This is a genomic window from Clostridium beijerinckii (assembly GCF_036699995.1).
Lineage (GTDB): Bacteria > Bacillota > Clostridia > Clostridiales > Clostridiaceae > Clostridium > Clostridium helianthi.
Window position 1 is genome coordinate 2,117,559 of the sequence record NZ_CP144906.1, and the last position, 25,908, is coordinate 2,143,466.

Sequence of the window (25,908 nt, forward strand, 5' to 3'; positions counted from 1 at the left end):
TTAATATTAAGTATTCATAAATTCAGGGGATGATAACATCCATTAAACAGTATTCTACATAATTTTTTCTGAAAATTATGGGGGATGCTGTTTTTTTATAAAAGATATATTAATTTAAATGATGTAGTTATCAGTAATAACCTAAAGTTAAGATTATAAATTGTATAAAGAAATATGTAGATAACACAATAATAACTATATTTGAACTATGAAATATCTTCTAACTAGAAATGAGTAATATACTTTTGTAACCACAAGGGTCATAATATGGAATGTTTCATTGGTAATTTTGATGGATGTGATTATTTGGCTATAAGTTGTTCCAAATGTGCTAGTTCAAAAAGTGATGCTCCAAATTTTACATTTGGTAAGCAGAACTTTCTCTATGAGCGCTTGTTCTTTGAGGCTAGCACTTTGGGTGCAACTTTATAGCCTTAGAATCACCCATCAGAATTACCTAGAAACTGGAACAAAAGTATGTTATTCATTTTGGTGAGACATACGCATAAGTTCAGATCTTAGTTGGGTTATCTATATGGGAATTGCAAAAGCAACAAGGGTAACTTATTATTACAATACATAAATAAGTTACCCATAAACGATTTTATATAGAAGGATAAATAGTTAATAAGAAATTATCTTATTTTCTTATTATAGCTTATAATTATTACAAAATTATAACAAATATGTTAATTCAATATAAACATTATATTAAAATAAGCTTAAATATGATATTTAGGGACAGTAAATAAAATTTTTTATACATTTAATAATTACCTTTAAATATGTAACAATTATTGTAAGGTAATTATTGCATTTAATGTTGATTTTTCTTATATTATTGTTATAATATATACATAGAAAGACATAAAGCAACATAAATATACAAAGATTGGGAACTGTGAAGAATTCTCTGTATTTGGGCATCTTGAGAATTTGGAGTTAATGATGCAACCCACCAATCAAAACTAATTAATTTTTTTAATTAGTTTTGATTGGTTTTTTATATTTTTGGAATTAAACATAATAGAGTTAAAAGTAAATAAAATAGTTTTTAAAGTTAATATATGAGAGGTGATATGCTATGAAGATACATAATGAAATCATGAAAGTTATAAATGATAATTTGGCAAAGTGTTCTAAATTTGAATTTGTTGCAGAGTTAAGAGATTTAACTTTAGCAGATATGTATTATATTGAAAAGATATCGAGTATTGATAGTATAAAAGCGAAGTTCAATTATAAAATAATAAATAATACTTATATAAAGATTAATTATTCACGTTAATTAATATGTAGGAAGAGGAAAGACATGACACTAACTATTAAGATTAAATTAGGTAAAATAAAGAAAACAGAAGATGATGAGAATAAAATAATTACAGACTTTTCTCATATAGAGGTTTAATTAATAAGAATCATGGACATTAGAAATATTGTTTATGATTCTTATTTTTTTGCTATAATAATATAGTAGATTTTACGAGGAGAGCAATGGTATGAATAAAAAGGTATATGAGTTATTAGAAGAGATAAAATTACATTCAGAGAAAATTAGTGATTGGGAGCAAATGACAAATATATTTGCTAATGCTATTAAAAGAAAAGGATTGAATAATGAAGAAGTTGAAGAGATAAGTGAGAGAATATTTAGAGAAGTCAGAAAAAAGTAGAAGTGGATCTAGTTGATTTATAATATAAATGAGTTTCCTTAATTTTATAATTTAAAGAAACTCATTTTTTATTAATATATATATTTTAACTATTATAATCCAGCGCTTTTAATTCGTTTTCTAATCTGAGGCCCTATTAGTGATGCAATTACCATCTTTGCGAGGTCAGCAGGAATAAATGGAAGAACACCAATTGTTAAGGCCTTATTAAATGGTAGATGTGCAACATATGCTAGCCATACTGTTCCAAATATGTAGGTTACTAGTGTACCTAGCAGCATACCTAAAAAGCACATGAAAATTTTATTAGGAAATTTATCAATAAATAATCCACTTATAAATGCCATAAAAGCGAATCCAATTAGGTATCCACCTGTTGGCCCTGCTAATTTAGTAAATCCCCCAGAGAATCCCGAAAAAACTGGCAATCCCAATGCACCTATGAGAAGATAGATAAGATAACTAATTGTTCCTTCCCTTTTTCCAATTATATATATAGTAAGGTAAATTGCTAAATTTGTTAATGTAATTGGTACTATACCAATAGGAATTGAAAACGGCGCAGATGTACATATAAAAGCACTCATTATTCCGATTATTGTTAACTGACGCGCGTTAGTTCTACGTATATTTTCCATAATTTTAAATCTCCTTTATATATTATATTTCTTTTCTATAATTCCTTTTTAATTGAAAAACCGAGTGTTTGCAACATTATTTTATCTTGACATGTATTGTTACCTACAGTAGTCAGCATATCACCAGTTATCGTTGCATTAGCTCCAGATTGAAAAATTTCTATGCCGCCATCTTCAAAATAAGTTCTTCCGGCAGCCATACGAATATAAGCTGTTGGATTTATGTAACGAAAAATTGCAATCGTTCTTAAGATATCATCATTAGAAATCCTTTTTAAATTCTCTAATGGAGTACCTTTGATAGGCATTAATACATTTATTGGTATAGATATAACTCCAAGTTCTGATAAGCTTATAGCCATGTCAATTCTGTCATACCAAGTTTCACCCATTCCTATAATACCACCGGAACAAACTTTTAAACCTGCATTTTGCGCTAGTTTAATTTCTTTAATCTTGTCATCATATGAATGAGTAGTACAAATATTGTGAAAGTTTCTTTTAGAAGTTTCGATGTTTGCATGGTACATTGTGACTCCTGCTTCTTTTAAAAGTACAAATTGTTCTTCACCTAAAAAACCGTGAGATGCACATAGGTTGATAGAACATTCTTTATTCATCATTTTGTATGCTTGTACAGCTTTATCAAAATCGCTTCCAACTAATGCTCTTCCGGCTGTAACAATAGAGTATCTATGTACACCATTAGCTTCATTTTTTTTGCAGTCTTTTAAGATTGCATTAGGATCTAAAAAATCATATTCTTTAATTTCTGTTTTGTGGTGTTTTGATTGAGCACAAAACTTACAGTTCTCGCTGCATTTTCCACTGCGACCATTAATAATTGTACAAAGGTCCACGTTTTCTCCGCATAGTGTTTTACGAATTTTATTAGCACCATCACAAATTTTCTTTAAATCACAAGTTAATAAAAATTCTAAATTATCAGATCTAGTTAATCGTCTTCCGTTAATAATTTCTTCTGCTAATTTTTCCATATAATTTTACCACGCCCCAATTTATTAAATAATTTCAAGACAAGTATATAATTAATATTTAATATTGTCAACTAAATATAAAAAAAGAGTTAACAATGTTAGCTGTGCTTAATATATGCATATAAATCAAATAGTTTAACAAAATATTTTATAAGTATATATAACTATAATAGTGCAGTTTTACTTGAATAATTTTACAGTTAAATAAAAAAACAGATTCTTAAGCTATTTTTAATGACTCAAAAATTTTTTCTATCGGCGTACCGCTTGCGGCAGCTTTGTAAATATATATTACTTTGGACTTTTCTAAATTTTTTTTAGCAACTTTATATCCAGTATTAAAGTGAAGAGAATCAGTACAGTATATTTTGCAATAAGTATAATTTACTAACATTATGATTAGATATCTATTAATGCTTTTTCCACTTCTTACTTGATATCCATCTAGTCCTAAGTACGTTTTGCAATCTCTAAAAAATGGTTCGATTGCCCATCGGTCGGTATATTGAGTTAAAATATCTAACGGTGCTAATGATTTCTCTAAGGAAATAAAAGTTTTCAATGCTCCATCTTTTTGGAAAGCATCTTTAGGATAACTTAAAACAATAGAGACATTCTTTCGATCTTTTAAGTTGCCAACATAATTGTAAATGTAGTATTGCTTATCTTTGACGGTGACGAGGTCAAAGTCTTCAATCTTTAATAATGTAGCAAACTTATGAAGTTTTATTCCTAGTCTTTCATGGCCATACGGAAAAATGACCCTATTAGTTTTTAAAGCACCAATATAGCTATAGCCGGCTTTTTCAGAAGCATTAAAAATATCCTTACAACTATACCAACTATCTGCTAACACATAGCCTTTATTTTCAGGCTTTGGAAGTGTTGTAATTAATTTTTTAGTTAATTCTATTTTACTCATATATTCTTTATCATAGATATCAATTGAGTATGGCAGCACTAATCCGTCACACGATAGTAAAGAAACTACTACTTGATGACCATATACATTCTTACCTTTTAAATGAGAATTATGAAACGAACACTTTTCAATTGGATTTTTAGCCTTTGACGAGGGCTTTGTCTTTTCAGAAATAGTGTCATCAATAATAAAGTATATTGGCTGTTTGGATTCTCTTGATTTCCCCCAAATAAGTTCTATGATATATGCTTTTAATGCTCTTTCTAAAAGTTTTTCATTCCAATTACTATTTGAAAAAAATCTAGTAATACTAGTTCGATGTTTCGAAGGAGCAAGCTCCGCTATGTCGGAAATTTTACCGTTATAACCTTTTGATATCATAGCATTCATTATATTTTCTAAATGTCTTAATTGAGGCTTAGTTAAGTAAAAATCAAAATTTAGTTGTTTTAAAAAATTGTATATTGATAGATCATCTGATATAATTGTGTTCTGAAACATTTATGTATAGCTCCTTGCTGTCATTGTTGTGTGGTAACTCAATTATAACAAGGATTTATCATAGATGTTTTTTTATTTTATTCAGTTGTAAAATTATTCAAGCATTTTTGCACTATTATAGTATATAATATATTTCAATTAAGTTTCTATAATTATGGTCTTAATTAAGCTCTTGGTTTGCTATAGATTCAAATATAAATTTAGTATTTTAATCTATATAAGAAATTGCATAGCACTAATAAAAATAAAGTTTAGTTTAATAAGAACAAATTTTCATAGAATAGAGTAATGTAATATGTAGAGTATTCGAATGGATTAAAATATGGTTATGAGTAGGTGCTAGAATGACTATTGATTTTGATAAAATTATGTTTAATATAAAACAAGGCTATTATAAATATATTGGTTCAGGTTCTGGCAGGAAAGTATTCGATTTAGGAAATGGATATGTTTTGAAGATAGCAAAAAATAAGGCTGGAATAGCACAAAATAAAGCTGAATATATTATTTCGGATAATGATCATACTAAGTTATTTGCAAAAGTTATACAAGTTTCAAGTGACTTTAGCTTACTTATAATGCAAAAAGCAAGCAAGATAAGTGATATTTTATATGTATGGAAGTATTTTAATGTATCGAATAGAGATGAATTTTTAAAAACTCAGGAATTGCAAGAAATAAAGAAAAACTATAGGTTGTTATTGGGGGATTTTTGTAGGAAAAGCAGCTGGGGAATGATTGATGGAAAGCCAGTTATAATTGATTATGGCTTTACAAGAGAAGTGGTGGAAAAACATTATTCTTTTTAGGATTTTGAATTCAGTAAAGTATATTTAAGGCTTAAATTTTAGATAAATTTAAGCCTATTTCTAATTATAAAGAATTCCGAACATTGATGTATGTAGTTTAGAGACATTTCTAATGATTCATCATATTATGAAGTAATGACTAATTTTTTGAAGGGAAAAATGAGATGCATACTTTAGGGCAGGGAGGTATATATAGCTTAAATGATTTGAACAATGATCAATGTTCACCTAATAAGCTAAAAGTTATAGGAAAAGGAACGATAAGTGTAAAACCAGATTTAGCAGAAATAGTCGTTGGAGTTATAACTGAAGATTTGCAATTGGAAGTTGCACAAGAGGAGAATGCTAAGATAACTCAAGATGTTATAAATAGTCTAAGAGCCTTGGGAATACCTCTTAAGAATATACAAACAGAAAACTATAGCATACGTCCAAATTATGATTATATCAATGGAAAGCAGGTTTTTAGAGGATATGAAGTAATAAATAATTTGAAAATTTTAATTAGCAATGTTAATAATGTAGGTGTAGTAATTGATACTGCAGTAAGCAATGGGGCAAATTCATTAACGGGGATTATCTTTATTGTCTCAGATGAAACAAAGTATTATTATGAAGCGTTAAGAAGAGCTCTCCAAGATGCTCAAAATAAAGCTCGAGTTGTAGCTGACCAACTTAAAGTAAAGCTAAATATTATACCAATTCAAATAAATGAACAAAATGAGACCACTAGTACACCACTAGTAATGACTCTTAAATCTACTAGTAATACTACCCCTATTGAAGCAGGAGAAAATATTATAAATGCAGATATAGAGGCCATATTCACATATGTAGGATAATAAAAATAATTAGAAGAAGAGTAGTTATTAGTTTAAGTTTTTAAACATTTACCTTAGTTTTAATTTAGGAAAATAAAAAGCCAATGCTTAATATTAAGCATTGGCATAGAATGTCTTATATAATATCCAAAATACCGGTACTCTAATTTTGACCCCTATCCTTCGATAGGTGGGTGCCCTCACAGATGATTCAATCGCCTTCAAAGCCGTAAAAGGACTCATATGAAAGTACATTTCCACATCTAGATAATTGAACTCCCGTAATTTAAGTGTAGGTTCAAAATAAGAGCTTAACGAATATCCCAGAATTTATAATCAATATATAAGCCTGCTTGAACAACTTAATATCATTTGTTCTTAGGCCGTGAAGATATAATAACATATTTAAATTTCTTATGCAAGAGGTTTTTATGATAATTTAGACTAATGTTTATAGATAATTTGTAATAGTATTTACACAAGGAATTTAAGCGGTTTTTATTAAGGTTGTTTAGAATTAATATAACAATATCTTATAAAGAAATCTGTTAAACCTAAAGGTATAGAGAAAATATGATACAACTAAATTATGTTTTAGAAACAAAATAATATATTTTTAAAAATATATTGAAACAAAATTTCAAAAGTGTTATGATGTATATATCAAGTGAAAACGTAGTCAAAATTAAATGTTTTATATGGAGGCGATGATTGTGGATAGTTTAAATTTAAAAAATCTAACAACTGAAAGCAGAAATGAAACTACAATAAATATAGATAAAGTATCGACTTTAGAAATGGTAAAAATCATGAACGATGAGGATAAAAAGGTGGCAAACGCTGTAGAAAAAGAGATTCCTAAAATAGCAAAAGCTATAGATATGATAGCTGAAAGAATTCATAGAGGAGGAAGATTAATTTATATAGGTGCAGGAACATCAGGAAGGCTTGGCGTATTAGATGCCTCAGAATGTCCACCAACATATGGAGTTTCAGAAGAATTGGTGCAAGGAATTATAGCTGGGGGAAAAGAAGCTATATTTAGAGCAAAAGAGGGAGCAGAGGATTCAGAAGAATTAGCAGTGAAAGATTTAAAGAGTAAAAATATAACAGAGAATGATACAATAATAGGACTTGCAGCTTCTGGAAGAACCCCTTATGTTATAGGAGGATTAAGGTATGCTGAGCAAATAGGTGCGTTAACAGTTTCAGTGACTTGTAATGAAAATTCAGATGTTGCAAAGGAAGCTTATATTTCAATTGCGCCAGTAGTTGGTCCGGAAGTTGTAACAGGTTCAACAAGACTAAAGTCTGGGACAGCTCAAAAGCTAGTATTGAATATGATATCAACTGGTGTCATGATTAAGCTTGGAAAAGTATATGGAAATCTAATGGTAGATTTAAGAGCTACAAATGAAAAGCTAATTGAAAGAGCGAAAGGAATAGTTTGTAAAGCAACGGGTATAAACATGGAAGAGGCAACAGAAGCACTAAATAAAACAGATTATGATGTCAAACTAGCAATATTTATGATACTTTCAAAGCTAGATAAAGATGAGGCGAGAATTAAATTAGATAAAAATAAAGGTTATATAGCTAAAGCGTTACAAGAAATAGATAATAAGTAAAGGAGAGGAGATTTATGACAAATAAAGAGATTGCTATAAGATTAGTAGAATTAGTTGGAGGTAAAGATAACGTAAAATCAGTTACTAATTGTATGACACGCTGTAGATTTGAATTAAATAACTTTTCAAAAGCTAATGTAGAAGATATTAAGAAATCAGAAGGGGTTCTTGGTATAGTTGAGACTAAAGAACAACTACAAGTTATTTATGGACCAGGAAAGGTAAATAAAGTAACTGAAGAAGTAAAGAAAATAATAGGAACAAAGGTAGTTATAGGAGAAGATGCAGTAGCTGAAACAAAGGCTAAATTGAAGGAAAAGAATGATACTAAGTTTAAGAATATTCTTAAAAAACTAGGAAATGTGTTCATTCCTTTGATTCCATTATTTGTGGCTTGTGGACTTGTGCTTGCAATAAATAATATTGCAGGAGTGTATTTTAAAGATGCTTATACAAAAACAACAGCTGCTCAAATTATAGGGCTTATAGGAAATGGAGTATTTTCTATATTATCAGTTTTAGTTGGTGTAAATGCAGCAAAAGAATTTGGCTCACAAATGCCAATGCTCGGTGGAGTATTAGGCGGAATTCTCTCATCAGCAACCCTTGCAAACATAACTCTTTTTGGACAAAAATTAACTCCAGGACGTGGAGGGGTTATATCAGTAATATTGGTAGTAGTATTAGCTTGTTTTATTGAGAAAGCATGCAGAAAAGTTGTACCAGATGTATTAGATTTGTTTGTTACTCCATTAGTTACACTTTCAGTTTCAGCCTTAGCGGCATTATTTATCCTTCAACCAGTTGGGGGAGCTATTTCAGATAGTATAGGATTCTTAGTTGCAAAAACAATAGCATCAGACAATATTCTTATAGCAGTTATATCTGGTGCTGTATCAGGAGGTTTATTCTTGCCATTAGTTATGACAGGAATGCATCAGGCGTTAACTCCAATACATGCAGATTTAATAGCCAATGTTGGGTATACTGTATTATTGCCTATACTAGCAACAGCTGGAATGGCGCAGGTAGGAGCAACTATAGCTGTACTAAGAAAAACAAAAAATGAAAGATTAAAGAAAATTGCTAAAAATGGATTAGTACCAGGATTTTTAGGAATAGGAGAACCGTTAATATATGGAATAACTTTACCTCTTGGTAAACCATTTATTGGAGCTTGTTTAGGAGCTGCAGTGGGTGGCGCAGCAATGGCGATATTTAAAGTAGGAGCAGTTGCAATGGGGGTATCAGGACTACCTTTAGCATTGTTAATTGCAAATGGGAAAATTGGAGTGTTCTTAATAGGAGTATTGGTTTCATATGCAAGTGGATATCTATTTACTAACATTTTAGGCTTCGACGACCCAATTGAATAAAGTTTAAAAAGACCCGAAAGGGTCTTTTTAGTTAATGAATAAGAGAATAGAATTATAGTAGTTATATAAATAAATTATCATTATATGTGAATTATAAAAAAACTTTTATTTAATTTCATATAAATCTAGCAAAGGGGCATTATTATGAATTATGGATTTTCTGTTTATTTTGGATTGGATAATACTAAAGAAGAAAATATAAAATTGTTAAAGGATGCACATAATCTTAATATTACAAGGATATTTACATCCCTTCAGATACCAGAGGCAAATTATGATGTTTTAAAGTTGGAAGTAATAGAATTCTTTAAGTTAGCAAAAGAATATAATATGGATATAATAAGTGATATATCACCTAATACTTTTAAGTTTTTAGAATTAGAAAACATGGACTTAAAAGGATTAGGTAACATGGGTGTTAAGACTATTAGAATAGATTTTGGGTATATCGAAGAAGAAATAGCGAGAATGAGCAAAAATCCTTATGGAATTAAAATTCAATTAAATGCATCAACAATTACTAAGAGATTTTTTGAGAGATTAGATAATTATTCACCACACTATGAGAATATAGATGCACTTCACAATTTTTATCCAAGGGTAGGAACTGGAATCTCTGAAGAATGTATGAAAGAAAAAAATGCTATTTTGAGCGAGCGAGGGATTAAAGTCTCTGCTTTTGTGCAATCAAATAATAGAAGAAGAGCGCCTTTGAAAGATGGATTACCAACATTAGAGGATCATAGAGGGAAAAATGTAAGAGAAGCTGCTAACCATTTATTTGCATTAGGAAATCAATGCGTTTTCATTGGAGATTCTCTTCCAAGTAAAAAAGAACTAGAAGATTTATCATCATTAGATCCTAATGCAGTTGAGCTACTAATAGAGTTAAAAGATTATAATGATATAACTCTAAAATTGCTAAAAGAAACTTATACCCAAAGAATAGATGAGGCTAGAGATGCAATAAGAGCAGCTGAAAGTAGATTACTTCTTAATGGAGAAACTATAGAGCCATTTAATACAATAGACAAGAACTTCGGTGATATTACATTGGATAATGTAAATTATATGAGATATATGGGGGAATTACAGATTCTTAAAACAAATCAAAAAGCTGATATTAGAACAAATGTCATAGCTTCAGTTACGAAAGATTACTTATATTTATTGAAATATATAGATGGTGGTAAAAGATTTTATTTTAATATAAAATAATTGTAAGAGCAAAACCAAGTACGATAAGGTGTGAGATTATGAATGTATTACAGTATATTAAGCAAAATTATGACAGTTTTACAGATAGAGAAAAGTTAATAGCAGATTATTTAATAGAAACTAAGGAACGGATTATATCAATGTCTGCAAGAGATATAGCTGAGGCTACAAAAACTTCAGCTCCAACGGTAGTAAGATTTGCTAAAAAAATAGGGTTTAATACTTTAAATGAATTGAAACTAAAATTATCTATTAATATTAGCAAAGAAGAGGAAGCAGGAGCTATACAATTTCAATATTTAGACAACGATTTAGGAACAAAAAATATTATCTATGGAATTAAACAATCAGTAGATTCAATTATGGAACAAACGGTCAGCTTACTAGATGAAGAATGTTTAGATAAAGCAATTGAATTACTTATAAGCGCTAAAAATATTTATATCTTTAGTGTAGGGGTATCAGGACTTGTTGGCCAGGATTTCTATTATAAACTAAGCAGGATGAATAAGAGATGTATATGTAATACAGATACTCACCTTCAAATAACTTCATCTGTATTATTAGAAGAAGGAGATGTAGCACTAGCAATATCATATTCAGGAGAGACTAAGGAAGTCATTAAGTGTGTAAAAAATGCAAGACATAGAAAAGTTCCAGTTATATCAATAACAAAGGCTAGTGTAAATAATACCATAGCTGATATTTCTGATATAGTAATTCGTATACCAGCTGTAGAAAAATCAATAAGAGAAGGAGCAATTAGCTCGAGAATTTCTCAATTAGCAATAATAGATATGTTATATATTGGGATGATTAGAAATAACATAAAAGAAGTAGAGGAGAAATTAATTTCTACAAGGAAAGCTGTTAAAGAACTATAAAAGTAAAACTACATAAGAATTAAAACATATTTACGTTTAAAAGTAAAAAATGTTTAAAATTAATAATTTAAAAAGGTATGAAGAAAACAATTTATGAAGGAAAAAGTATACAAATTTAACAAGAAAACAATTTAAAAATATAACAATTTATGGAAAGAACGGGAATGCAGAGGATTTGTATCGAAGAAGCAACTACGAAAGCAGCAATTTTTAATGACAGAATAAAAGGCTATGAAATGCAATAGGTCGGAAGATGTGTGGTAAATAGCTTATGAAAATATTAATAAAGAGGGACATAGGGAGGAGAAGAAAAATTATAAATATCATAAGATTAAAATAAAAGCTATGGTTATAAGAGTGTTTGATATCTTATAATCATAGCTTTTGAACTAATGAATTCTTAAAAATATTTAGAGAGAGTTAAAATGCTTTAAAAAGTATTTAACTCTTATTATTTTTCAAAAATTTTAATATCTAATAATGAAAATAGTAGCTATTTAATTATTAGATCTCCATCATATGATGTAATTATTTTATATAAATCAGGGCGACGATCTCTGAATATTCCCCATTCAATACGTTGTGTCTCCAATTGATCTAAATCAAATTCAGCAACTAATACTGTTTCTTCTGTACGATTAGCTTCAACAAGTTTATTTCCTTGAGGACCTGCTATAAAAGAAGAACCATAAAATGTTATTTTAGAATCTTCATCTTCTTCAACCCCAACACGGTTTGATGCAATTACAGGAACTAAATTTGCAGCAGCATGACCTAACATGCAAGCTTGCCAATGGTCTTTTGAATCAATAGAACCGTCTTGTGGCTCAGAGCCAATAGCAGTAGGATAGAATATCATTTCAGCTCCCATTAAAGTCATGCATCTAGCAGCTTCAGGATACCATTGATCCCAGCAGATACCTACACCGATTTTTCCGTAGCGTGTATTCCATACTTTAAATCCGGTATCTCCAGGATTAAAGTAGAATTTTTCTTCATATCCAGGACCATCAGGAATGTGACTCTTTCTGTAAGTTCCAAGTACTTCACCATTAGCATCTATTATTGCTATAGCATTATATCTAGCATAATTCTTCTTTTCATAGAAGCTGATTGGTAACACTACCTTAAGCTCTTTAGCAATTTCTTTAAAATGATTTATTGCTTTATTTTGTGCTACTTCGGTAGCATATACGTAGTAATCAGATTTCTCTTTTTGACAAAAATATGGAGTTTCAAATAATTCTTGAAGTAGAATAATTTGAGCACCTTTTCCGGCTGCTTCTCTTACGAATTTTTCTGCTTTAGAAATATTTTCGTCAATATTGCATGAACAGCTCATTTGTGTAGCTGCAACTTTAACTTTTCTCATGTTATCACCTCATCTTATTTTTCTATAGTACTTTTAGGTTTCTTGGAAATGGCATTTGTTGTGTTGTGCAATGTACATTACCGCCTTCTTTAATAACAGCCATTCCATCTACAGTTCTTATTCTTCTTTTTGGGAAAGTTAAACTTAATACTTTCTCAGCCATTTTGTCTGCTTCTGATGCATTTCCACCAAAAGTAGGTAAGATAATACCATCATTAACAAAATAAAAGTTTAGATAACTTAGAGTTAGCCTTTCACCTTTGTATTCAGCTCTAGGTGGTTGATTAATTGGGATAATTTCAAACTTTCTGCCTTTTGCGTCTGTTGAATTCTTTAAGATTTCAATATTTTCCAAAGTAATTTTGTAATTTGCATCATTTGGATCATCACAAGTTTGAATAATTATTTTAGTAGGTTCAGCAAAGCAGGCTATATTATCGACATGCCCGTCAGTTTCATCACCATCTAGTCCGTTCTTTAGCCAAATAATTTTTTCTATGTTCAAGTATTGTTTTAAATATGTTTCAATTTGCTCTCTAGTAAGGTTAGGATTTCTGTTAGGATTTAGCAAACATTCCTCAGTAGTAATCAATGTTCCCTCACCATCAGTATGAAGAGAACCTCCTTCCATAATTAAAGGAGCATCAAATTTTTTAATATTGTAATGTTCTAAAATTTGCGGAGCTACTTTATCATCTAAATCCCATGGTGCATATTTTTCACCCCAGGCATTAAACTTCCAATTTACACCTGCTCTATTTCCTTCATCGTCAATTAGGAATGTAGGGCCATTATCTCTAAGCCATGCATCACTATGTTCAATAGGGAGTAGTTCTATATTAGACTCACTAAAAAGTTTTTTTACATTATCCAATTCATATGGATTAACAATTACTGAAACTGGTTCAAATTCAGCAATTGCTTGAATATATTCTGCATATCCAGCACAAACATCTTTATAGTTATCTGGATGACACATTGAATCTTTTACTGGCCAAGATATGAATGTACGCTCATGAGCAGTCCATTCAGCAGGCATTTTATAATTAAAATCTTTTGGATACATACAATACCTCTTTTTCATGCTTATATTTTATATTTTTAATACTATATATAGTATCTATCATATAATAAACTCCACATTGCATCAATGTCAAGGCCTGAATTATAGGAAGAATATAGATGAATTTTTAACGGTTACATTTTTAAGAATAAGGTATATTTTTTACCTTGTTTATGTTTTTATGAAAATTGTAGAAATATACATCTATAAACGTTATCATAAGCCTAATACAAAATATTACACTATTTTTATAAATTAAACGTATAATTCATTGTGCTAAAATTATAGTGGTTATTATAACCATGTTTCATAGAATAAAGTATGGAGTGATTATTATGAGCTATATTCAAAAAGGTACACGTGAATTTCGCCATGCTAGTATTGCTTTATTTGCTGGCGGTTTTAATACATTTGCGATTTTATATTGTACACAACCATTAATGCCTTATTTGTCTAAGGAATTTGGTATATCACCTACAATGGCAAGTTTGTCGCTGTCAGTTACAACATGTACATTGGCTGTTAGTATGTTGATTTTTGGTTCATTGTCAGAGGTTCTTGGGAGAAAGCCAATTATGTGTTTTTCTCTTTTTGCTTCATCAATACTAGCAGTATTGACGGCTATTGTTCCTAATTTTAACAGTATGCTAGTAATACGATGTTTGCAAGGATTTGTCTTAGCGGGATTGCCTGCAATAGCTATGGCTTATATTAGTGAGGAAATTGACAAATCAAGTTTAGGATTAGTAATGGGATTATATATAAGTGGTAATTCTATAGGTGGAATGAGTGGACGTATTATTATAGGAGTAATTAATGATTTTTTTAACTGGAGATTAGCCTTAGCGGTTATAGGTATTTTAGGCCTTATTTCAAGTTTTTTGTTTTGGAGAAAGCTGCCTTTATCAAAGCATTTCGAGGCTAGGTCCTTTGAAATTAAAAATTTAATTAAATCGAGTTTTAATCATTTAAAGAATCCTAATCTTCTTTGCTTATATTGTATTGGATTTTTAATTATGGGAAGTTTTGTTTCGTTATATAATTTTATAGGTTTTCAATTAATTGAACGACCATACAATTTGAGCCAAACTTTAGTGAGCTTTATTTTTGTAATATATATAGTAGGAACATTTAGTTCAACATTTATGGGACGTCTAGCAGATAAACATGGACAATATATAATGTTATGCATTTCAATTTTTATAATGTTATTTGGGATAAGCATTACATTAAATGTAAGTCTTTTGCTAAAGATTATTGGAATAGCTCTTTTAACATTTGGTTTCTTTGCAGGACACTCAATAATTAGTAGTTGGATTGGCAAAATAGCAACTCATGATAAGGCTCAGGCGTCATCCCTTTATTTATTGTTTTATTATGTTGGCTCAAGCGTTGGTGGAACTGCTGGAGGAACGTTTTGGTCTTTATATGGATGGGAAGGCGTTGTTATTATGATATCATGTTTTTTAGCAGTTGCATTTTTTATTCTAATTGGCTTATCATCAGTTTTAAAACTTATTAAGGTAGAAAATCATGGATAGAATTTGGTTTGTTTCTAGAAAAAACCAAAAAGCCAATGCTTAATATTGTTAAGCATTGGCTTTAAATCTCTAAAATAAGATCCAAAATATCGGTACTCCAATTTTGACGCCTATCTCTCGACAGGTGGGTGTTTTCAAAGATGCCTCAATCGCTTTTAAAACCGTAAAAGGATTCACTCAAAAGTACATTTCATCATCTAAATATTAAACTCCCGAATTTAATTTGTAGGTTCAAAATAAGAGCTTAACGAATATCTCAGAATTAATAATCAAGGAAACGTGCACTCATTGTTGACAATTAACATACTTGCGCTACTAATATAGTTAGCTCAAACTAGGTTTATCCACGGCACTCAGAAGTTATCATTTACCGCTGCTTCCTTCCAGATCTGACGGAATTCATGAGTTTCTGCTGCATGGGACCCGATTCTCAACACCACTTGTATTAGGCTGACCAAATAGATTAAAGCCTATAATGAGAATTCAATCCTGCTATAGCGGATTGCAGGTTACAGGGCACCGCTAGCTCCCCATCTAGCACGAAAATTACTTATAATGACAAGCATTTTCTTGCCGTGAAATAATAATAACATCTTTGAAGCTTATATTCAAGAGACATTTCCGTGGGAATTTAAGTTCATATTTGATAAGTTTGCAGTATTTGAAAAAATATTCTTATAAAAAGTTGTATGATCAGTTAGGAATAAATTATCTTAACTTGTTGAACAATAATAACGAATATGTTCATATAACTTGAGTAAGGAGTACTATTTATGAGTATTAAAAATGTTCAGCGTCAAGAAATAGAAAAAGTTTATGGTAAAATAAGTCCATTTGAATTCAAAAATGAATTAATAAATTTAGCTGAAGGTCAAAGAAAAAAGAGCGCACGTACGCTATTAAACGCAGGAAGAGGCAATCCTAACTGGACTGCTGCAACACCTAGAGAAGCTTTTTTTACTTTTGGAATTTTTGCAGTAGAAGAAACAAGAAGAGTTTGGAATGATGGCGATTTAGCTGGCATGCCTAAAAAAGAGGGGATAGCTGAAAGATTTTATAACTTTCTAGACAAAAATAAAGAGATGCCAGGAATAGAGCTTTTAAGAAGAATAATCGATTATGGTATTAAAAATCAAGTTTTTGATGCAGACTCATGGATATTTGAGCTTACAGATTCTATTATAGGAGATAATTATCCGGTGCCAGATCGGATGCTAATACATATTGAAAAAATTGTTCATGAGTATCTTGTCTCAGAGCTTTGTTACAATAAACCGCCTGTAGGTAGATTTAACATTTTTGCAGTTGAAGGGGCTACTGCAGCAATGTGTTATATATTCGATAGCTTAATCGCAAATGAATTGCTGGCTCCTGGAGACAAAATAGGACTAATGGTTCCAGTTTTTACACCTTATTTGGAAATACCACATTTGCCGCGTTATAACTTTGAAATTATACATATTGAAGCGATAGAACTTACAGAGGATGGAACTCATACGTGGCAATACCCAGAATCAGAACTTAATAAGCTTAAAGATTGTAGTATTAAGGCTCTATTTGTTGTTAATCCAAGTAATCCTCCTTCTGTAGCAATTAAACCAGAGAGCGTTAAGCAGTTAATAAATATAGTAGAAAATTATAACCCTAATTTAATGATTATTTCAGATGATGTCTACAGTACTTTTGTAAATAATTATAGATCTCTAATGGCAGACTTGCCATATAATACGATAGGTGTTTATTCTTTTTCAAAATATTTTGGAGTAACTGGATGGAGACTTGGAACAATATCACTTTATTCAGAGAATGTCTTTGATAAATTATTAAAGAATTTACCAGAAGATAAAAAGGTTGAGTTAAGGCAGCGGTATGGAGATCTTTCAACGACTCCAGATGATATAAAATTTATAGATAGAATTGTAGCAGACAGCCGACAAGTAGCTCTTAATCACACGGCAGGATTATCAACTCCACAGCAAGTTCAAATGGCCTTCTTTTGTGCGTTTGCTCTATTAGACGAAGAAAACATATATAAAGAACAAACCAAAGATATTTGCAAACGAAGACAAAAACTTTTGTTTAATGGCCTCGGATTAGATTTAAGAGAAGATCCGTATGATGCTGCATATTATACAGAATTTGATTTATTAGAATGGGCTACTTGCTATTATGGAAGTGAATTTGGTGAATATCTTCAAATTAATTATAAGCCGGTAGATATTTTATACAAATTAGCTGAGGAATCAGCTATAGTTCTATTAAGTGGTGGAGGGTTTAAAGGACCAGAGTGGTCAATTAGAATATCTCTGGCTAATCTTAATGATGATGCATATTCAAGGATTGGAGAGGCACTTCATAAAATTTTAGATGAATATGTTAATTCATGGAGAAATCAAGGAAATAAGTCATAAGAAAGCTAAGAAGATAACTAGTATTAATTTAGTTATCTTTTTAGCTTTCTTACTGTTTCTTTAATTCAAAAAGTGCTCCACCTAATAGAGCATAGACTTTTTCATCATCTGTAATAAAAAGAGTTGCAGAATGAGTTGTCTTTTCAGGCTCAGTTATTTTTATATATTTAATTTTATCACCTGAAATACCAAGATTTTTGAAAGTATCATTATAAGTGCTATAAAATTCTGTAGCTGTAATTGTTCCTTCATTAATAGTTGGATCAGATACAGCTCCGTAAATTGAGGAAATCTTATCTTTCTCTATAGTAAATTTTTGACCTATACATAGAGAAATAGTAGACTCACTTAGAGTAGTTTTTATATTGGAAGGTATATGCTTTTCAATAGTCCAAGTACCATATAGACTTTTATAATATGAAGAGTCTTGGCTTTCATTATTTGATAAATCACTATTGCCTTTGGGCGGATTACTATTGGAATATCTGAAAAAAGAAAATGCAGATATGAGTACTATAAACAATATTATTACTAATATATATAAGCCTTTTGATCTAGGGTTTTTCATTTTTGTGATCCTCCTTGCGATATTTTATTATATAGTTTTTTTCACATTAAAAAAATAATTCTAATTTATTGATAAAAATAACTTGAATTTTTAATTTATTTCATTAAAGAGGATACAACCTGCTTGCTGTTTTGAACCTTCAGCGATATTTTCATAGCTTTCTGAATCAAAATATATATGATTTCCATAAGTTATCACATAAATCTAGTTTCAAAGTTGTTTATAGTTATCTACATATAAGCAGTTAAAGATTAATTTACCAAGAAAATTGCAAACTATAAATGCATCTTTCTTAAACAATCTTCCAGCCAATCTATGTATGATTTCTCTCGCATAATGGCTCCATTCAATATTATATAGTCCCCGAAACCTGGAGAGGATACTGCTGAAATGTCTTTTATTTTTAAAAGTTCATCCATTGAATTTTCAAGGTATTCCAATCTTTCAATGTGTTTGGTTAGTGTATTTTTAAACTGCTTTATTAAAGTATCGTGATCCATCTCATCACAAAAATAAGCTTTAAGTTTAAAAATATCTTTTGGGGTTGGCTCTAAAGGATCGTCTTTTGAAAGCCATTTCTGCAATGACTTTCGCCCTTTTTCAGTTATAGTATATAACTTTTTTTCTAACTTTTCTCCTTGTATAACAGTCTCATATGAAATTAATCCTTCATCGGTTAATTTTTTTAATTCGGGGTATATTTGACTATGCTTAGCATACCAAAATTCAACTAAACCAGAATTAAATTCTTTTGTTATATCATATCCGGTTAAAGGATTTCTATTAATAAGTCCTAAAATAGCATATTTTAAAGTTCTCATACATGCACCTCTAATATTTCTGTAGCTTATTTGCTTGAGTTTATCCAATGACAATTTTAGCATAGTAAAATATAAAGTGAAATAGAAAAATATTAACTGTTAAACATGTCAATATTGACATGTTTGTTTTTTCGGTATTATAATATAGTTAAATAAGGAAATTAATGTAATCAGATAATTAAACGTTTAAATATTATAGGAGGAAATTTATGAATAAGTATAAAAAGCTATTTGAACCTATTAAAATTGGTAACTGTGAGATAAAAAATCGTTTTGCATTAGCGCCAATGGGACCACTTGGACTAGCTGATAGCGAAGGTGGATTTAATCAAAGGGGAATTGATTACTATACTGAAAGAGCTAAAGGTGGGACAGGCCTAATTATCACTGGAGTTACTTTTGTGGATAATGAAGTAGAAGAACATGGTATGCCAAGTACTCCATGTCCTACACATAACCCAGTACATTTTGTTAGAACAAGCAAAGAAATGACTGAAAGGATACATGCATATAATGCAAAAGTATTTTTACAAATGTCAGGTGGATTTGGAAGGGTTACAATTCCTACTAATCTTGGAGAATATCCACCAGTTGCACCATCAGCAATTCAACATAGATGGCTTGATAAAATATGTCGTGAACTTACAATAGATGAAATTAAATCTATAGTTAAAAAATTTGGAGATGGGGCTTATAACGCAAAGAGAGCAGGATTTGATGGTGTACAAATTCATGCTGTACATGAAGGTTATTTAATAGATCAATTTGCTATTTCATTATTTAATCATAGAACTGATGAATATGGTGGAAGCCTAGAAAATAGACTTAGATTTGCACGTGAAATAGTAGAAGAAATTAAAGATAGATGTGGAGAGGATTTCCCTGTAACTCTTAGATATTCTCCAAAGAGTTTTATTAAAGATTTAAGAGATGGAGCACTTCCAGGAGAAGAATTTATTGAAAAAGGAAGAGATTTAGAAGAAGGTATTGAAGCTGCTAAGTTACTTGTATCCTATGGATATGATTCATTAGATACAGATGTTGGATCTTATGATTCATGGTGGTGGAGTCACCCACCAATGTATCAAGAAAAGGGGTTATACAGACCATATGCTAAATTAATGAAAGAAACTGTTGATGTTCCAGTAATATGTGCTGGAAGAATGGATAATCCTGATATGGCTCTTGAGGCAATTGAAAATGGAACTTGTGATATTGTGAGTCTTGGAAGGCCACTTCTTGCAGATCCTAATTATGTAAATAAATTAAGGGCAAATAAGTGTAATTCAATTAGACCTTGTATATCATGTCAAGAAGGATGTATGGGACGTCTTCAAAATTATGCTATGCTTAACTGTGCGGTAAATCCACAAGCATGTAAAGAAAAGGACAATGCATTAACTCCTATATTAGGAAAGAAAAAAGTACTTATAGTTGGTGGTGGAGTTGCAGGTTGTGAAGCAGCAAGGGTTTTAGCTCTTAGAGGGCATGAACCAGTACTTTATGAAAAGACTGATAGATTAGGTGGAAATCTTATACCAGGAGGTTCGCCAGACTTTAAAGAAGATGATATTGCATTAGCTAACTGGTATGCAAATACATTGAAGGAACTAAATGTAGAAGTTAATTTAAATAGCGAAATTACAAAAGAACAAATACTAAGTTATAAGGCAGATTCTGTGATAATAGCAACAGGATCTACTCCTAAAGTATTTTCATTGGGAGATGATGAGAAAGTATTTACAGCAGCAGATGTATTATTAGGAAAGAAAGAGTCAGGTAATAATACTGTAGTAGTTGGTGGTGGATTAGTTGGCTGTGAATTAGCACTTCATCTAGCTAAGAAGGGTAAGAAAGTTACTATAGTAGAAGCATTGCATAAGATTCTTGCACTAAATGGTCCTTTGTGTTCTGCAAATAGTGAAATGCTTGAAAGATTAATACCATTTAACGGTATTGAAGTAAAAGTAAATTCAAAAGTTAAAGCTTATAAGGATGGAAATCTTGAGATAGAAACAGAAAACGGAGTAGAAAAAATTAAATGTGATTCAGTAATACTTTCAGTAGGATATAAGGAAGAAAATTCTTTATATAGAGAATTGGAATTTGAGATTCCAGAAATTTATCTATTAGGAGATGCACGTAAGGTTTCGAATATTATGTATGCTATCTGGGATGCATATGAGGTCACAAATCATATATAATTAATCTAATGTTAGCAAAGTGTCATATAAGCTATTTATATGGCACTTTATATTTAGAAGGTTTTTCATATAGTATTTTAGGAGTAAATTTTATTTACAAAATCAATATTGTAATATATGTATAGGAATTATAAAAAGGCAGTGAATTTGTATTTATAAATTTACTGTTTTTTTTTGTATAGAATGTAAAAATAAAAAGTGATATTATAATGATATTGGAACTGATTTACAATATTAGAAGGTTAGTTTCTTAGTAAGAAAGGAACATTGAGAATGGGAAATTTACTAAAAAGAAAAAAGAATATATCAATTAAAACTAAGTTTATAATAAGTGGATTACTACTTGGATTCAGCATCATTTTATTTGCAATGGCACGGTATATATATGGATTTTCAAATTTCTATTACAAGTATATTTATTTAACACTGGTAAATACACTTTCAAGATGTTTGTCATTAATACCATTTTCAGTATACGAAATAATATTATATGCTTTCCTTATATATATTCTTGTAAGAATATTAAATTATACATATCTACTCTTTTCAAAACAACATTCATTAAAAAAAATAATAATAAGAGCTACTTCAAATGTGCTTATATATATATCAGCATTTGTATTTTTAAATATAATGACTCTAGGGATAAACTCATTCAGATCAAATTTTGTTGAATTAACTGGATTAAAAGTGCAGGATAATTCAGAAGAAAAATTAATAGAACTTTGTGACTATTTAAAAGTTAGATTGAATGAGTTAGATGGAAAGATAAAAAGAGATGAAGATGGACTATTAAAGCTAGATTATGATGCAAAAAAAGAAGGAATAATTAGTATGGAACATATAGGAGAAATTTATCCGTCTTTGCAAGGTTTTTATCCAAATCCAAAGCCAGTTGTTTTTTCAAAACTTATGTCATATCAATTGTTGGAAGGAGAAACAACTTTTACCATTGAAGCTAATTATAATAATGATATGCCCAAATGGAATGTTCCAAGTACAATTTGTCATGAATTGAGCCATGTAAGAGGTTTTAATAGTGAAGATGAAGCAAATTATATAAGTTTTCTAGCATGCACTAACTCTAAAAATTATGAATATCAATATAGCGGATATCTTATGGCGTATTCTTACTGCATGAATGATTTATATTATTTCAATCAAGAAGCCTTTAAAAGAATAAATAATGAACTTTCAGATAATGTGAAATTAGAATTAAAAAATGATTCGTTATACTGGAGCAATTATAGAGGTAAAATATCAAAGCTGTATGATAATGTATATGATAAGATATTAAAAGCTGGTGGTCAAACAGAAGGAATTAAAAGTTATAATGCTGTCGTGAAACTACTCATATCAGGGTATAAAGTTCAATTTTAATAAGAAATGACCAAGGAGATAAACTTTCCTTTGGTCATTTATTTTTTTGCTTTTTCTCTTTTTCTTTTCCATTACCGTTACCATTGCCATTATTATTATTATTGCTATTATTTTTTCTTGTTTCTGGTGCAGGTTGAGTAACTTTTTGTCCTTGGCTTATAATCAAATCTATCTTTCCACTTTTTTCATAAGAGGTACCAACAGTAGGAGATTGACTTATAACTAGACCATTTGCTACATTATCGCTGTATTCATAACTTATATTTCCAAGTAAAAATTCATTACTATTTATAATAGATTCAGCAGTATCTTGAGATTTTCCAACTAATAGTGGTACTTGCCTTTCTTCACTTGGTTGCAACTTGTCATTATTTTCTTTACTAGTGGTTCCTAAAGTATTTTCTTCGATGCTGCTATTTATAGGAGAATCTTTATATCCTGTACTTTTAGAGAATCCTCCATAGAAATATTCGCCTAAGGCAAAGGCAGCAATGCAAAACGCAATCATCCCAATTGGTAAAATAAATTTTTTGGATTTACTTTTTAGGTTGTTTATATGTAAAGTATTAGTAACGTTCTTTAATAGCACAGTTTCTTGTATTGGCTCTTTGCTCATAATCACAGTGGGATCAATTTCTTTATGGGTATCAATCATGACAGTTGAATCTTCTATTAATGTGCTATCAAAGTCTATTTTTAAGTTAGGATTTTCTTTTATTGAGCTTAAAACATTAGCAAATTCTTTAGCTGATTTAAATCTATCAGCTGGATTTTTTTCTAAGGCTTTTAGAATTACTAAATTAATGTTCTCAGGTATATCTGAAATAAAATTCTTTGGAGGAATAACAGGCTCTTGTATATGCATAATTGCTACTGAAATAGACGTTTTCCCATTAAAAGGAACATTCCCAGTAATCATTTCATACATGACAATACCAAGAGCATAGATGTCAGTTCTGAAATCAACGTATCCTCCTTTAGCTTGCTCAGGTGAAAAGTAGTGTACTGAACCTATAATTTTATTTGAATTTGTTATTGTTGAAGAATTTGGAAGTTTTGCAATTCCGAAGTCTGTTAATTTTGCAATGTTATCATCTGAAATTAAAATATTATCACACTTTATATCTCGATGAATTATATTATTTTTATGAGCGTATATTAAAGCTTCAGCCATTTGTAAAGATATATTTAAGGTAGTATCAGGGCTGAGACGTACATTATCCCTTAATACTTGTTTTAATGTTTTACCATTAATATATTCCATAACAATAAAATTAATATTATTCTCTGAGCCAATATCATAAATATTTACTATATTTGGATGTGATAAACTTGCAATTGAATTTGCCTCTCTCTTAAATCTGAGAATAAATTCTTCATTATTACTTAATTCTGATTTTAATATTTTTACAGCTACAAATCTATTTAATAAATGGCATTTTGCTTTATAGACAATTCCCATACCACCTTCACCTATTTTTTCAAGCAACTCATACCTGTTTATAAGTAATGTTCCAATCATATATGTCCCCCTAAAACAGTTGTATATCTATTATATCATAACTAATTTTATATTTGTTTTCAAATAATAGCAAAGAAAAAAGAATATTATTACAGGAAATGTCATTTTGTTTAAATTTATGATTTTATTTTATAGGAAAAAATGTCGTTTTCTTTCACATAAATATTTATTACAGAATATATTATAAACATAGGAAGCACATTAAATATTTTCATTAAAGATCCGTTACTGATAAAGCAGTGCATATGTGCAATAAATGCGTTTTAAAGATACTCAGTTGATTTTGGAGAACATATATCAACTTATACTTTATGTTGAAGATATATTTTAATGATATATGTAACTATAAAAAATTTAAAATGACCAAGTCAATATAAGTAATTTTTATTTCATTTTGAGTTTATATGCAAGGAGTTGTATAGAATGGAAAGATATGAAAATAAATGTAAGTGTACTAAGCATGACTGCGAATTATGTAGTACAATCAAATCAAAACCAGTTAATTTGGAAAAGCATGGTGCAAAATTAGTAACAGTAAAAATAAAAGTAAATAATGTTTGCTTAGGCAAAAAAGTAGCTATTGCAGCTATTTTATATGATGATTGCGATAGAATACTTGCATTCAAAGGATTTGTAACAATGGCACATGAAGATCCTTGCGATCGTGATGCATGTGGAACTATTGAGCGTAAAATAGTGTTCGTAATTCCAGAACACGAAGAATGTGATCCAGAAAGATTAAGAGTTCGTACTATAGGAAATTATATATATCCATGTGAACCCAATAAATAGGTAATTATAAAAAAGCAATTGCGGGATAGGTAAATGAAGCAACCCTGCAGTTGCTTTTTAGTGCAAAAAATTAAAAAAAGATATTTAGATATTCAAGATTTAGGAATAATAGTTTAAACATAGTGAAAAAATACCACTGAATAAAAGTATAAAAGGAGGTATTTTTTATGAAGATAGAAGGTTATTTTAGCGGTATAAAAGCAGCTAATCAAGCTGTAGAAGCATTAAATAAAATAGGCATAAAAGATGCTGTGGCAGATATAAATGATCATTATACAAATGATAACCCAGGACAAAACAGGCCAGGTACTGAAAGCAGCACAAATAGTTTAGCAAACTTAATACTATCTAACGATAATCCTACGGTTGATCCAGGTTATGGGCCAATGGCAGCTGCAAATCCAATGGTAAGCGGTATGGGCGGTTTTGAGGAAATAGCTGATGTAAATTATAAGGTGATTGTAAATACAGATGAAAATAATGCCGAAAGGGCAAAACAAATTATAGCTAAAGCTGGTGGAGAGTTAGACGATCCTAATTTTATAGTTCCTAGTGGGCTAGAAAATATAGGAATGGATGATCTAGTCACCAACATGATAAATGAAATGAATAACATCACACTCTAAAGGTCTTTAAATAGAAAAATAAAAATCTAAAACTTAGAATGTTGGTAATATTTTAAATAATATCATTTATTTTAATATAAAACTTTAGGAGTGTATTTTTTATAATGCAATATCTTAAATTTAGTTTAATAATATAATTT

The 25,908-nt window shown here is 29.9% G+C and carries 22 protein-coding genes, 2 other RNA genes and 1 riboswitch; of the genes, 14 read left to right on the top strand and 10 right to left on the bottom strand.

The genetic code is table 11. The features are described 5' to 3' along the window. Positions 1–885 precede the first annotated feature (885 nt). Positions 886–969, top strand: a riboswitch (cyclic di-GMP riboswitch). 115 nt (positions 970–1,084) lie between these two features. Both PZA12_RS09890 and PZA12_RS09895 read left to right on the top strand, forming a co-directional pair. Continuing rightward, positions 1,085–1,288, top strand: a complete 204-nt coding sequence (locus tag PZA12_RS09890; protein WP_026887434.1) for a hypothetical protein — start codon at positions 1,085–1,087, stop codon at positions 1,286–1,288. A 211-nt stretch (positions 1,289–1,499) separates the two neighbouring features. Continuing rightward, positions 1,500–1,673, top strand: a complete 174-nt coding sequence (locus PZA12_RS09895) for a hypothetical protein (protein ID WP_012058143.1) — start codon at positions 1,500–1,502, stop codon at positions 1,671–1,673. A gap of 92 nt (positions 1,674–1,765) precedes the next feature. Here the strand turns inward: PZA12_RS09895 and PZA12_RS09900 are convergent, their stop codons facing one another. The 3 genes from PZA12_RS09900 to PZA12_RS09910 form a co-directional block, all read right to left on the bottom strand. Further along, positions 1,766–2,311, bottom strand: a complete 546-nt coding sequence (locus PZA12_RS09900; protein ID WP_103698331.1) for a biotin transporter BioY — start codon at positions 2,309–2,311, stop codon at positions 1,766–1,768. A gap of 35 nt (positions 2,312–2,346) precedes the next feature. Then, on the bottom strand, positions 2,347–3,309 hold the full coding sequence (bioB, locus tag PZA12_RS09905) for a biotin synthase BioB (protein ID WP_103698332.1): 963 nt from the start codon (positions 3,307–3,309) through the stop codon (positions 2,347–2,349). Positions 3,310–3,529: 220 nt separating this feature from the next. Further along, positions 3,530–4,732, bottom strand: coding sequence for an IS701 family transposase (locus tag PZA12_RS09910; RefSeq protein ID WP_078116200.1), 1,203 nt, complete (start codon positions 4,730–4,732; stop codon positions 3,530–3,532). A 344-nt stretch (positions 4,733–5,076) separates the two neighbouring features. Between PZA12_RS09910 and PZA12_RS09915 the strand changes: the two genes are divergently transcribed. Next, positions 5,077–5,541 carry a hypothetical protein gene (locus PZA12_RS09915; RefSeq protein ID WP_078117008.1) on the top strand — a complete coding sequence of 155 codons (465 nt, stop codon included), beginning with the start codon at positions 5,077–5,079 and terminating at the stop codon, positions 5,539–5,541. 164 nt (positions 5,542–5,705) lie between these two features. Continuing rightward, positions 5,706–6,383, top strand: a complete 678-nt coding sequence (locus PZA12_RS09920) for an SIMPL domain-containing protein (RefSeq protein WP_078117007.1) — start codon at positions 5,706–5,708, stop codon at positions 6,381–6,383. Positions 6,384–6,502: 119 nt separating this feature from the next. On the opposite strand, the gene ssrS is transcribed toward PZA12_RS09920, so the two are convergent. Beyond that, positions 6,503–6,695: non-coding RNA, 6S RNA (gene ssrS, locus PZA12_RS09925), on the bottom strand. A gap of 374 nt (positions 6,696–7,069) precedes the next feature. On the opposite strand from ssrS, the gene murQ reads away from it, so the two are divergent. The 4 genes from murQ to PZA12_RS09945 all read left to right on the top strand — a co-directional run bounded on the left by murQ (position 7,070) and on the right by PZA12_RS09945 (position 11,468). Then, positions 7,070–7,990, top strand: coding sequence for an N-acetylmuramic acid 6-phosphate etherase (gene murQ / locus PZA12_RS09930; protein ID WP_207716591.1), 921 nt, complete (start codon positions 7,070–7,072; stop codon positions 7,988–7,990). A gap of 14 nt (positions 7,991–8,004) precedes the next feature. Further along, positions 8,005–9,366, top strand: coding sequence for a PTS transporter subunit EIIC (locus PZA12_RS09935; protein ID WP_078117005.1), 1,362 nt, complete (start codon positions 8,005–8,007; stop codon positions 9,364–9,366). A gap of 144 nt (positions 9,367–9,510) precedes the next feature. Next, positions 9,511–10,584 (top strand): DUF871 domain-containing protein, encoded by a 1,074-nt coding sequence (locus PZA12_RS09940; protein WP_103698939.1) that lies wholly within the window; start codon positions 9,511–9,513, stop codon positions 10,582–10,584. A 38-nt stretch (positions 10,585–10,622) separates the two neighbouring features. Continuing rightward, a complete protein-coding gene (locus tag PZA12_RS09945; protein ID WP_017209592.1) occupies positions 10,623–11,468 on the top strand; it encodes a MurR/RpiR family transcriptional regulator in 846 nt (281 codons plus the stop codon). A gap of 493 nt (positions 11,469–11,961) precedes the next feature. On the opposite strand, the gene aguB is transcribed toward PZA12_RS09945, so the two are convergent. After that, positions 11,962–12,840 carry an N-carbamoylputrescine amidase gene (aguB, locus tag PZA12_RS09950; RefSeq protein ID WP_077844143.1) on the bottom strand — a complete coding sequence of 293 codons (879 nt, stop codon included), beginning with the start codon at positions 12,838–12,840 and terminating at the stop codon, positions 11,962–11,964. Between the two features lie 22 nt (positions 12,841–12,862). After that, a complete protein-coding gene (locus PZA12_RS09955) occupies positions 12,863–13,906 on the bottom strand; it encodes an agmatine deiminase family protein (RefSeq protein WP_103698938.1) in 1,044 nt (347 codons plus the stop codon). A 332-nt stretch (positions 13,907–14,238) separates the two neighbouring features. Between PZA12_RS09955 and PZA12_RS09960 the strand changes: the two genes are divergently transcribed. Beyond that, positions 14,239–15,444, top strand: coding sequence for an MFS transporter (locus PZA12_RS09960; RefSeq protein WP_103698937.1), 1,206 nt, complete (start codon positions 14,239–14,241; stop codon positions 15,442–15,444). A 277-nt stretch (positions 15,445–15,721) separates the two neighbouring features. Here the strand turns inward: PZA12_RS09960 and ffs are convergent. Next, an RNA gene (gene ffs, locus PZA12_RS09970) (signal recognition particle sRNA large type) lies at positions 15,722–15,987 on the bottom strand. 230 nt (positions 15,988–16,217) lie between these two features. Here ffs and aspD point away from each other — a divergent pair. Next, positions 16,218–17,855 (top strand): aspartate 4-decarboxylase, encoded by a 1,638-nt coding sequence (gene aspD, locus PZA12_RS09975; RefSeq protein ID WP_103698936.1) that lies wholly within the window; start codon positions 16,218–16,220, stop codon positions 17,853–17,855. A 49-nt stretch (positions 17,856–17,904) separates the two neighbouring features. On the opposite strand, the gene PZA12_RS09980 is transcribed toward aspD, so the two are convergent. Then, the gene (locus PZA12_RS09980) at positions 17,905–18,423 is read right to left on the bottom strand and encodes a hypothetical protein (RefSeq protein ID WP_103698935.1); all 519 of its coding nucleotides are present in this window, start codon (positions 18,421–18,423) and stop codon (positions 17,905–17,907) included. Positions 18,424–18,698: 275 nt separating this feature from the next. Beyond that, positions 18,699–19,244, bottom strand: coding sequence for a PadR family transcriptional regulator (locus tag PZA12_RS09985; protein ID WP_078117000.1), 546 nt, complete (start codon positions 19,242–19,244; stop codon positions 18,699–18,701). A gap of 209 nt (positions 19,245–19,453) precedes the next feature. On the opposite strand from PZA12_RS09985, the gene PZA12_RS09990 reads away from it, so the two are divergent. Further along, entirely contained in the window at positions 19,454–21,448 is a 1,995-nt protein-coding gene (locus PZA12_RS09990) for an FAD-dependent oxidoreductase (protein ID WP_103698934.1), read from the top strand. A 273-nt stretch (positions 21,449–21,721) separates the two neighbouring features. Further along, entirely contained in the window at positions 21,722–22,828 is a 1,107-nt protein-coding gene (locus PZA12_RS09995; RefSeq protein ID WP_103698933.1) for a DUF3810 domain-containing protein, read from the top strand. Between the two features lie 34 nt (positions 22,829–22,862). Here PZA12_RS09995 and pknB read toward each other — a convergent pair whose 3' ends face one another. Further along, positions 22,863–24,350: a Stk1 family PASTA domain-containing Ser/Thr kinase gene (pknB, locus tag PZA12_RS10000; RefSeq protein ID WP_103698932.1), complete on the bottom strand. Its 1,488-nt coding sequence runs from the start codon at positions 24,348–24,350 to the stop codon at positions 22,863–22,865. A gap of 423 nt (positions 24,351–24,773) precedes the next feature. Here pknB and PZA12_RS10005 point away from each other — a divergent pair, with 423 nt between their 5' ends. Both PZA12_RS10005 and PZA12_RS10010 read left to right on the top strand, forming a co-directional pair. Beyond that, positions 24,774–25,142 (top strand): hypothetical protein, encoded by a 369-nt coding sequence (locus tag PZA12_RS10005; RefSeq protein ID WP_077844130.1) that lies wholly within the window; start codon positions 24,774–24,776, stop codon positions 25,140–25,142. A gap of 167 nt (positions 25,143–25,309) precedes the next feature. Then, the gene (locus PZA12_RS10010; protein ID WP_077839396.1) at positions 25,310–25,768 is read left to right on the top strand and encodes a hypothetical protein; all 459 of its coding nucleotides are present in this window, start codon (positions 25,310–25,312) and stop codon (positions 25,766–25,768) included. Positions 25,769–25,908: the final 140 nt, after the last annotated feature.